Annotated in this window: 8 protein-coding genes, 4 tRNA genes and 1 rRNA gene; all 13 read right to left on the minus strand. The window is 53.7% G+C overall.

Features of this window, described 5'->3' with window-relative positions; translation table 11 throughout:
• Positions 1 to 64: 64 nt before the first annotated feature.
• The gene (gene rplJ, locus ACR52_RS13730) at positions 65 to 565 is read right to left on the minus strand and encodes a 50S ribosomal protein L10 (RefSeq protein WP_048724894.1); all 501 of its coding nucleotides are present in this window, start codon (positions 563 to 565) and stop codon (positions 65 to 67) included.
• A 199-nt stretch (positions 566 to 764) separates the two neighbouring features.
• Positions 765 to 1,460 (minus strand): 50S ribosomal protein L1, encoded by a 696-nt coding sequence (gene rplA / locus ACR52_RS13735; protein ID WP_003232403.1) that lies wholly within the window; start codon positions 1,458 to 1,460, stop codon positions 765 to 767.
• Entirely contained in the window at positions 1,460 to 1,891 is a 432-nt protein-coding gene (gene rplK, locus ACR52_RS13740) for a 50S ribosomal protein L11 (protein ID WP_003176435.1), read from the minus strand. The genes rplA and rplK overlap by 1 nt, the downstream gene beginning before the upstream one ends.
• 117 nt (positions 1,892 to 2,008) lie before the next feature.
• Positions 2,009 to 2,542, minus strand: a complete 534-nt coding sequence (nusG, locus tag ACR52_RS13745) for a transcription termination/antitermination protein NusG (protein ID WP_048724899.1) — start codon at positions 2,540 to 2,542, stop codon at positions 2,009 to 2,011.
• A 9-nt stretch (positions 2,543 to 2,551) separates the two neighbouring features.
• Complete coding sequence (gene secE, locus ACR52_RS13750; RefSeq protein ID WP_003194658.1) at positions 2,552 to 2,920, minus strand: preprotein translocase subunit SecE; 369 nt, start codon at positions 2,918 to 2,920, stop codon at positions 2,552 to 2,554.
• 45 nt (positions 2,921 to 2,965) lie between these two features.
• Positions 2,966 to 3,041 (minus strand) — tRNA-Trp (locus ACR52_RS13755).
• 161 nt (positions 3,042 to 3,202) lie between these two features.
• Positions 3,203 to 3,278 (minus strand) — tRNA-Thr (locus ACR52_RS13760).
• A 26-nt stretch (positions 3,279 to 3,304) separates the two neighbouring features.
• A tRNA-Gly gene (locus ACR52_RS13765) sits at positions 3,305 to 3,378 on the minus strand.
• Positions 3,379 to 3,402: 24 nt separating this feature from the next.
• A tRNA-Tyr gene (locus ACR52_RS13770) sits at positions 3,403 to 3,487 on the minus strand.
• Between the two features lie 142 nt (positions 3,488 to 3,629).
• Positions 3,630 to 4,076: a hypothetical protein gene (locus tag ACR52_RS13775; protein WP_048724901.1), complete on the minus strand. Its 447-nt coding sequence runs from the start codon at positions 4,074 to 4,076 to the stop codon at positions 3,630 to 3,632.
• Between the two features lie 7 nt (positions 4,077 to 4,083).
• Positions 4,084 to 4,833: a pantothenate kinase gene (locus ACR52_RS13780; RefSeq protein WP_048724904.1), complete on the minus strand. Its 750-nt coding sequence runs from the start codon at positions 4,831 to 4,833 to the stop codon at positions 4,084 to 4,086.
• Entirely contained in the window at positions 4,823 to 5,782 is a 960-nt protein-coding gene (birA, locus tag ACR52_RS13785) for a bifunctional biotin--[acetyl-CoA-carboxylase] ligase/biotin operon repressor BirA (protein ID WP_048724907.1), read from the minus strand. Before birA ends, ACR52_RS13780 begins: the two co-directional genes overlap by 11 nt.
• Positions 5,783 to 5,950: 168 nt before the next feature.
• Positions 5,951 to 6,066 (minus strand): 5S ribosomal RNA (gene rrf, locus ACR52_RS13790).
• Positions 6,067 to 6,078: the final 12 nt, after the last annotated feature.

The following is a 6,078-nucleotide window of genomic DNA, read 5'->3' on the forward strand; positions in this document are numbered from 1 at the left end:
AATTGGGGGACGGCCTACGCGGCCATCGAAATAAACAAAAATACGCGAGAGAAAGTGCTCAGCCTTAGGCTGCGGCAGCTTCTTTTTGCTCGCGAACTGCGGCCAGAGTACGAGCCAACTTGCTGGTAGCGCCTTGGATCACGCTCATCAGCTGAGAAATAGCTTCGTTACGGGTCGGCAGTGTTGCCAGTACGTCGATTTGGTTAGCTGCGAGGAACTTGCCCTCGAACGCAGCTGCCTTGATCTCGAACTTATCCTGACCCTTGGCGAATTCCTTGAACAAACGGGCAGCAGCGCCTGGATGATCGGTGGAGAACGCAATCAGGGTCGGGCCGGTGAACACGTCGTTGAGGACACTGTAGTCAGTGCCAGCAACAGCGCGCTTGAGCAGGGTATTACGTACAACACGTACGTATACGCCAGCTTCACGAGCCTCTTTACGGAGTCCGGTCATAGCGCTTACTGTCACACCACGGGCATCAGCCACGACAGCGGACAGAGCAGCTTTGGCAGCCTCGTTGACTTCAGCGACGATGGCCTTCTTGTCTTCGAGATTAATTGCCACGGGTTTAACTCCTGCTTGTTACCGTTTCATCTGGCCTAGGCCTGATGTCGTTTTGGTGTCTGATTCGGTAAGGAACCGGGAGCACCATCTGCGTAGGCTTGAGGTTTAAGACTTGCGCCGCCTACGGTCTTGGATAGCCCCCGCCAGGCAGGGACCCCAATTTTTTCAATTGACGCAATTGCTTGCGCCAACCTGTGTCTTATACGTCCAGCGAGCCTTGGTCGATGACCAGACCTGGGCCCATAGTGGTGCTCAGGGTAACGCGCTTGACGTAGATACCTTTCGAGGAAGCTGGTTTGATACGCTTCAGATCAGCGATCAGGGCTTCAACGTTTTCCTTCAGCTTGACGGCATCAAAGCCGACTTTGCCAACGGAGGTGTGAATGATGCCGTTTTTGTCGGTGCGATAACGAACCTGACCAGCCTTGGCGTTTTTAACCGCGGTGGCTACGTCTGGCGTTACGGTGCCGACTTTAGGGTTAGGCATCAGACCACGTGGACCGAGGATCTGACCCAGCTGACCTACAACGCGCATTGCATCCGGGGAAGCAATAACTACGTCATAGTTCAGGTCGCCGCCTTTCATTTCGGCAGCTAGGTCGTCCATGCCAACGCGATCGGCGCCGGCAGCCAGAGCAGCTTCAGCTGCCGGGCCTTGGGTGAAGACAGCAACACGTACAGTCTTGCCTGTGCCGTGTGGCAGCACAGTAGCGCTACGAACGACCTGGTCGGATTTACGCGGGTCAACACCCAGGTTCACAGCAACGTCAACGGACTCGCTGAACTTGACAGTCGACAGCTCGGTCAGCAGGGCAGCAGCGTCTACAAAGTTGTAGGCCTTGCCTGCTTCAATTTTGCCGGCGATAGCCTTTTGGCGCTTGGTCAGCTTAGCCATTACACACCCTCCACGTTAAGGCCCATGCTACGAGCAGAACCGGCGATGGTACGCACGGCTGCATCCATATCAGCTGCAGTCAGATCCGCGTTTTTGGTTTTCGCGATTTCTTCCAGCTGAGCACGAGTCACGGTGCCAACTTTAACGGTGTTAGGACGAGCGGAACCGCTAGTCAGACCAGCAGCTTTCTTCAGCAAAACCGAAGCCGGAGTCGACTTGGTTTCGAAAGTGAAGCTACGGTCGCTATATACAGTGATGATCACTGGAGTCGGCAGACCTGGCTCAAGACCCTGAGTACGGGCGTTGAAGGCTTTGCAGAACTCCATGATGTTCACGCCGTGCTGACCCAGAGCTGGACCGACGGGTGGGCTAGGGTTGGCCTGAGCGGCCTTCACTTGCAGCTTGATGTAAGCGGTAATCTTCTTGGCCATGAGGCACTCCAATTACGGGTTCGAACGCCTCGAAAGGCTCCCCGGTTACTTGCGCGTTTATCCCAGTGACGACAAAACCCCACAGCCTAGGGCTGCGGGGTTGGGATGCTTGCCCAGCTAGACCTTTTCGACCTGGCTGAACTCTAGCTCTACCGGAGTAGAGCGACCGAAAATGAGCACCGCCACTTGGATTCGGCTCTTTTCGTAGTTAACTTCTTCGACAGTACCGTTGAAATCAGCAAACGGACCATCTGTGACACGAACAACCTCACCCGGCTCGAACAACGTCTTCGGCTTGGGCTTGTCGCTACCGTCAGCAACTCGACGCAGAATCGCTTCTGCCTCTTTGTCAGTGATCGCAGCAGGCTTATCGGCAGTACCGCCAATGAAGCCCATTACACGAGGGGTATCCTTGACCAAGTGCCAAGTACCTTCATTCATGTCCATCTGAACCAGCACATAGCCAGGAAAGAACTTGCGTTCACTCTTGCGCTTCTGACCATTCCGCATTTCAACCACTTCTTCAGTGGGAACCAGAATTTCGCCGAAGCCATCTTCCATGCCTGCCAGCTTTACGCGCTCTAGCAAAGAGCGCATAACATGCTTCTCGTAACCCGAGTAAGCATGCACAACGTACCAACGCTTAGCCACGGGACACCCTTAGCCAACAATCAAGGAAACAAGCCAGCCGAGCAGGGAATCGAGCCCCCACAACAGCAACGCCATAACCAGAACAACAGCCACTACAATCAATGTGGTCTGCGTGGTTTCTTGGCGAGTCGGCCAAACGACTTTACGGATTTCGGTGCGAGCTTCCTTCACCAGGACCGCGAAAGACTTGCCTTTGGCAGTCTGCAGGCCTACAAAGGCAGCTACAGCAGCAAGGGCGAGCAAAGCGAGCACACGGTACAGGATCGGCGAAGCAGAATAGTACTGATTGCCAACAACGCCTACGACCACCAATGCGACCACAGCGAGCCACTTGACCAGATCGAAACGAGAGCTTTGAGCTTCAGCCTTAGGAGTCATCTATGAAGATCCTGTGAAAAGAAAGCCAGACACACCAAGTGAATCTGGCAGGTCAGGAGGGAATCGAACCCCCAACCTACGGTTTTGGAGACCGTCGCTCTGCCAATTGAGCTACTGACCTAAAACAAAATCAGGCCGACCATTATGCAGGCCTGAAAAAGACTTTACAACAACCAACCCCAATAGACCTGAAATCACCCAACAACAAAGCAAGGCGCAACACAATCAAGCCGAGGCAGCTGTTAAAACAAAGGCAGATATTTTCATATCTGCCTTGTTATATGGAGCTCTTGAGCGGATTTGAACCGCTGACCTCACCCTTACCAAGGGTGTGCTCTACCAACTGAGCTACAAGAGCAAAACACCGTGCACAACCTGCAAACTTGGAGCGGGTAGCGGGAATCGAACCCGCATCATCAGCTTGGAAGGCTGAGGTTCTACCACTAAACTATACCCGCGGAGCTTGCAGCTCACGCTAAAAATGGTGGAGGGGGAAGGATTCGAACCTTCGAAGTCGTAGACGTCAGATTTACAGTCTGATCCCTTTGGCCGCTCGGGAACCCCTCCTAAGCGAGCCGGCATTCTACATCACGCCGGCCTTCTGTCAAGCATTTTCTCATTAAAAATATGAGGTTAGCTGCATTGACCACCGCCTCACACCTTGGACCTCAAAGGTCTTCACTGCGAAGCGGGCGCCATTCTATGCAAACTATTCGAGAGTTGCAATGCCTTCACACAGCATTATTTTATGTTTTAACTCATTGAATTCCTTAGCAAGGTTTTCAAAGGGCAGATCATCAGCCAGGCGTCTGCTTTCAGGCGCTACGCGAAGCCAGTAGCCGGACGCGTCAGGAGTGTTCAGCAGTTGAACCTTGACCTTTATATCCAGGCTCGTGAGGCGCTGCTCTACAGACTGCACTTCGCGCTGATCAGAAAAGCCACCTATGTACAGGCAGGTATTCTGCGCATCGGGCGCCTTCACTCGATCGCGCCGAGCCACCGCATCAGAAGACTCGCTAAGCAAGCGAATATCCTGCTGAGAAGCCCGATAGAGGCTCAAGGGAGTGACGTCTTTTGCGCGCAATGGAGCTTCTTGTTGATGCCAGACGTAATAAAAGGCATTAAGGACGAGCAAAAGCAAAAACAACCAACGCATAAACACCTCAAGACAAAGGGCACGCCATTGCCAGACCAACGAATACCAAATCAGGGACGAGCAGAGCTTTCGGTACAGCATCCGCGACTAGGCCAGCATCCCCACCCGTCAGGAATACGGTAAAATCATCACCCCAGTAGCTTCGGGCCAACTCCAGCTGGGTCAGGGCAAATCCTCTTAGCATCAGCGTACAACCGCGTTCAACCGCCTCTACAGTCGTACGCCCCGGGGAGAGGCACTCCAGAGCTCGCTCAGCAGCTGCATCGTCATAACGTATTTTGCGGGTGTGCGTTCGTAGCTGATTACGCATCAGCGGCATTCCTGGGCAAATGAACCCACCCAAGTGCTCTCCGTCCGCCGCAATGAAGTCCGCAGTCGCCGCAGTTCCAAAATCCAATACCAGGCAGGCGCGGGATGCCAGCTTGAATCCACCAAGTATCGCTAACCAGCGATCAAGGCCAAGGCGCTCGAAATCTTCGTAACCATTCCTTACGCCAGCCATTTCTCTTGCAGAAACAGCACAAGATACCGCAACGCCAAATTGGACCTCCAGCGCCGCTACCAACTTATTGGTTTCGTCCACAGCCCGAACACTCACCATCCGGCAACGCGTCAGCCGCAGACCAGGAAGTGCTACCAGGCTATCAATTAATGCGACATCCGAACCAACAACGCCTTCCGCAGAGGCATTCGCCTTATCTGAATCAAGTACGCGCCATTTGATAAAGCTATTCCCACAGTCGAGTTCAAGAATCATCACGCAGCCTCAGGCTTAACTCACCACCGCTGTATATTTTTTCTACACCATCAACATTCAAACGCAAAGCACCTTGACGATCTATGCCCAGCACCACGCCATCAATCTGGTTTACGCCCGCGATAAGGGACACAGCCTTCCCCTGCCACAAGTGATTTTGCTCCCACTCCTCCTGGAGCGCTGCAAAACCGGAGGCTTTATGCAGATCCAGGTAACCTTGCAGCTGCAGGCCCAGCTGTGCAACCAGACGGTTACGGTCTACGGGAGAGCCCGTTTCGAGCTGTACCGAAGTCCACTGCTGATCCACGTCCGTAGCCTTCTGCATATTCACATTGATACCTATCCCAAGAACAACGTGACAGATATCGGCGGGATCTCCCACCAACTCCAGCAAGATGCCGGCAATTTTCTTCCGACCTACGAGAACATCGTTTGGCCACTTTAAGGCCGCATCCTGTACGCCCGACTTACGCAGGGCCTGCATCACGGCGAGCCCCACAACAAGACTCAAACCTTCCAACTGTCGCAGCCCACCCTCAATTCGCAACACAAGGCTGTAATACACATTTTGAGCGAACGGGCTGACCCACTTGCGGCCTCGCCTACCTCTTCCCGCTGTCTGCTGTTCCGCAAGCACCAGAAATGGCGCGGCACAGTTGGCATCGACAAGCCGCAGGGCTTCGGCATTCGTTGAATCAATGGAGTCGAAAATATGAACAGGCCATGCCAAGGAGGCCGCATTCGACGCGATCTCCTCCGCATTCAAGAACACCAAGGGCGAGGCCAGTTGATATCCACGGCCGCGGACTTTATGGATAGGTAGATTCAACTCTGCCTCAAGATGCTGTAGTTGCTTCCACACAGCGCTGCGGCTTACGCCCAGGGCAGCGCCAAGCGCTTCTCCGGAGTGGAATCGGCCATCTTTCAGAAGTTTCAACAACGTCAGCATGCATGTATCGCCTCACAATGAGGCACGCATGATAGCCATGCGCAGGGTCATTGCATAGAAAGGCCGGACTCTAGCTCTGTATGCCGCCGCAATGAGGCATCTCGCATTTTTCGACCGCCCACAACAAAACCCCTGTTTGCGTTAGCAAACAGGGGTTCTGGAATTTAATCTTGACGATGACCTACTCTCACATGGGGAAACCCCACACTACCATCGGCGATGCATCGTTTCACTGCTGAGTTCGGGATGGGATCAGGTGGTTCCAATGCTCTATGGTCGTCAAGAAATTCGGGTAC

The sequence above is a fragment of the Pseudomonas fildesensis genome (assembly GCF_001050345.1).
Classification (GTDB): domain Bacteria; phylum Pseudomonadota; class Gammaproteobacteria; order Pseudomonadales; family Pseudomonadaceae; genus Aquipseudomonas; species Aquipseudomonas fildesensis.

Bases quoted from the DNA above. Each gene is read 5' to 3' on its own strand.
- rplK (WP_003176435.1), bottom strand. From the start codon at position 1,891: ATGGCCAAGAAGATTACCGCTTACATCAAGCTGCAAGTGAAGGCCGCT.
- ACR52_RS13780 (WP_048724904.1), bottom strand. From the start codon at position 4,833: ATGATTCTTGAACTCGACTGTGGGAATAGCTTTATCAAATGGCGCGTA.
- ACR52_RS13775 (WP_048724901.1), bottom strand. From the start codon at position 4,076: ATGCGTTGGTTGTTTTTGCTTTTGCTCGTCCTTAATGCCTTTTATTAC.
- birA (WP_048724907.1), bottom strand. From the start codon at position 5,782: ATGCTGACGTTGTTGAAACTTCTGAAAGATGGCCGATTCCACTCCGGA.
- rplA (WP_003232403.1), bottom strand. From the start codon at position 1,460: ATGGCTAAGCTGACCAAGCGCCAAAAGGCTATCGCCGGCAAAATTGAA.
- secE (WP_003194658.1), bottom strand. From the start codon at position 2,920: ATGACTCCTAAGGCTGAAGCTCAAAGCTCTCGTTTCGATCTGGTCAAG.